4 protein-coding genes are annotated in these 3331 nt (G+C 42.5%); 2 read left to right on the forward strand and 2 right to left on the reverse strand.

Features of this window, described 5'->3' with window-relative positions:
* Both LGZ98_RS23165 and LGZ98_RS23170 read left to right on the forward strand, forming a co-directional pair.
* A partial coding sequence (locus LGZ98_RS23165) for a Tm-1-like ATP-binding domain-containing protein (protein ID WP_262978670.1) occupies positions 1-1116 on the forward strand: 1116 nt, incomplete at its 5' end.
* A complete protein-coding gene (locus LGZ98_RS23170) occupies positions 1100-1930 on the forward strand; it encodes a phosphoenolpyruvate hydrolase family protein (protein WP_113044388.1) in 831 nt (276 codons plus the stop codon). The genes LGZ98_RS23165 and LGZ98_RS23170, both read left to right, overlap by 17 nt.
* Before the next feature lie 482 nt (positions 1931-2412).
* Here the strand turns inward: LGZ98_RS23170 and LGZ98_RS23175 are convergent, their stop codons facing one another.
* Both LGZ98_RS23175 and LGZ98_RS23180 read right to left on the reverse strand, forming a co-directional pair.
* Positions 2413-2775, reverse strand: coding sequence for a hypothetical protein (locus tag LGZ98_RS23175; RefSeq protein ID WP_191215004.1), 363 nt, complete (start codon positions 2773-2775; stop codon positions 2413-2415).
* Positions 2776-3029: 254 nt separating this feature from the next.
* A complete protein-coding gene (locus tag LGZ98_RS23180; RefSeq protein WP_228902821.1) occupies positions 3030-3254 on the reverse strand; it encodes a helix-turn-helix domain-containing protein in 225 nt (74 codons plus the stop codon).
* Positions 3255-3331 lie beyond the last annotated feature (77 nt).

Consider the following 3331-nt stretch of genomic DNA (forward strand, 5'->3'; position numbering starts at 1 on the left):
CAGAATAATCAGCATAAAAAGATAGATATTCATTCACTTCAGGTGGCTGAGTATCATCCCGCTGGCGTTGATCCCGTTTTTTGTGGCGTACGGAATAAAGCGATAACCGCGATGTCTGTCGCCCTCACAAATTTCCTGAACAGTTCAATCGACGATATCGCGGGGGTGATTGGTATCGGAGGCTCAGGCGGAACAGCGCTGATTACTCCGGCTATGCAAAGCCTGCCGATCGGTTTGCCTAAAATCATGGTATCAACGATGGCGTCAGGGAATGTCTCGGCCTACGTTAGGGACAGCGATATTGCCATGCTGTATACGGTAACCGATCTCAACGGACTCAACCGTATTTCTCGTGCAGTATTGTCTAATGCTGCAAATATGATGGCGGGCTCTGTCAATTATTTTACGCCATTGGCTGATATTCATAAACCCGCTTTAGGGTTGACGATGTTTGGTATAACGACTCCATGCATTAATCAGCTCACTACTGAGTTAAATGCTCAATACGATTGCCTGGCTTTTCATGCTACCGGCAATGGTGGAACAAGCATGGAGAAATTGGCTAAGGACGGCAAATTGGTTTGTGTTTTAGATATTACATTAACAGAAATTTCCGATCTGTTATTTGGGGGGGTTTTGGGTTGTCCTGACACACGCTTAGATGTCATTGCAAAAAAAAGCATTCCGTGGATCGGCAGTGCTGGTGCTTTGGACATAGTTAACTTTGGTGCAAAAGACACGATCCCAGAACGCTACAGCAACAGGCTGTTTTTTGAGCATAACTCTCAGGTGACATTGATGCGAACGACACCTGAAGAAAACTATCAGCTTGGTATCTGGATAGGGAACAAACTTAATAAGTGTGATGGACCTATTCGATTCATTATTCCGGAAGGCGGATTCTCTGCGCTAGATTGCCCTGAACAACCTTTTTATTTACCTGCATCAACACAGGCTTTCTGTCATGGACTAAAAAAAACAATAAAACAAACAAAATTGCGAAAAGTTATAAAAACACCTTTTCACATAAATTCACCACAATTTTGTACTCTTGTAATACAACAACTCAAGGAAATTATAGAACACCAGGGAATCTCTTATGAAGAAAAAATATAATCAGATTATTGAAACTCTAAAACAAAAAGTCGAACGTAACGAAACTATTATTGGGGCGAGTGCAGGTAGTGGTCTTTCGGCGCGTTGCGAAGAAGCAGGAGGGGCAGACCTCATTATCGTATATAATTCTGGACGCTTCAGAATGGCTGGCAGAGGATCATTGGCCGGATTAATGCCATACGGTAATGCAAATGAAATTGTCAGAGAAATGGGTAATGAAATATTGCCGATAGTTAAGGAAACACCTGTATTGGCGGGTGTCTGCGGTACTGATCCATTCTGTAATTTATCTCTTTTCCTGGATGAACTGAAGGCACAAGGTTTTGCTGGTATTCAGAACTTCCCAACAGTAGGACTGATTGATGGAAAGTTCAGAAAAAACCTGGAAGAAACAGGCATGGGCTATGCACTGGAGGTTAAGCTAATCCGCCTGGCACATGAAAAAGGAATGATTACCACTCCTTATGTTTTCAATGCAAAAGAGGCTGAGGCTATGGCACAAGCAGGTGCTGATATCATTGTTGTACATCTGGGGCTAACCACTGGCGGTGATATTAGTGCTAATACATCATATGATCTGAAATCTTGTATACCAATCATTAACGCTTGTGCTTCGGCAGCTAAAACTATCCGAAATGACATTATTACGCTATGTCACGGCGGCCCAATTTTGGAACCGGAAGATGTCGCCTATATTATGGCTCATTGTCCCAATTGTCATGGGTTCTATGGCGCCAGTTCAATGGAGCGTTTGCCAACAGAACAAGCCATCAAACACACGATCCAGAAATTTAAAGAAATTAATCGGGGTTAGTGAGAGTTATACTTAAGCTATGTGGAAACTTAGTACCACAACCGTAATATCTGTTACGTTATGATGACGCATTGTTTTCTTTTCCTCAAAATATGGAAAGGTGCCCAATATGCCATACCCAGCCAACATATGCCTGTCTGGCTCCCTTATTTCATCCTACCAGGCCGCAACAACTCAGCCTCACTTGTCTCCGGGGCTTACTCAGCAATGTTAACGAAAAAATGTCTGAACAGAAGCCCCTGCCGCATCACGCTGGGTTGCTGATCAGGGGCAATCAGCAAACTGCTGGAGCCGCTGTATAAGACACTACGTCGGTATGCCAGGAAAAGTGCACGGTGACGACATCCCGGTACCACCTCAGACCCTAGGAAGGGGAAAAATCAACCCGATGAGTATCGACAATATCGAATACCCTGTCAGCGATAATTTATGCCTTTAAACCGGAAAACCATCCAAAAATTTTCCGGTTTCATTTGAAAAAACTATTTTATTTCGTTTTTCAAAGCCCTACGGTGACATTCACCACTCGCTTTTTCATGCAAAGTAAACAACATCGGTAATAGAGAACTCAACGCCTCTAGGCTATGCCCGAGCTGACACAAACTCTCTGGCGTAAATTCATGGATGTTATTACTGGCAAACGACAACATTGAGTCACCAAGAAAAGTTACACCATGACACATGCCCATAGTATTTTCTTTGGATGATTCAATTAACTGACACAGTACAGTATCGCTAATACATGAAAAATCCAATGATGCAATCGCATCCGACATGCCAGACCATAGGATATTCACATCAGATATATCACCGTCGTCGGGAGTATCAGGGACGCTACTGTGCATAATATTGCTTCCCAATTGGTTTACAAAAAATTAAAACCAAAGAAAAGTCTGTAAGCGCGGTATGTACTTCGGTTTCTACATTAGATTGTGCGTTAAATGTATAACGCTTTGAGTATGAGGATATGTTACTATTCATATTAGCCATACATTAGTTCTTGTAATGTTGTGGTTAGACGCTCTGATTGTGTTGCAGCACTTTCAGAGCGTTGCTTTTATGGTTCCTATAACTGTCACCATATTCTTTCGCCTGGAGATCAAGATCTCTTCCTCCTTTTCTGGTAACGGGAAGGCCAGATTTCATCAGGCTTCTGTCCCAGTGCGTTTGCAATAATTGTTTCACCTTTACACCAAGGTCTTTGCAAGGCATTAGATAACGTTGACGATGCCAGCCCTGCTTCTCTAGAAACAGCCGCCAATGACGTTCCTTTCTTTTTCAACGCGGCGATAATATCTGCCGAATGCCAATCTTTTTTCTCCACAAGAATTCTCCAATAAGATATATTTCGTGCTACATACAATTTTGATGGCACGTTTTACTTCAATTTGTATTTCAAAC

This window comes from Photorhabdus kayaii (assembly GCF_025384895.1).
Lineage (GTDB): Bacteria > Pseudomonadota > Gammaproteobacteria > Enterobacterales > Enterobacteriaceae > Photorhabdus > Photorhabdus kayaii.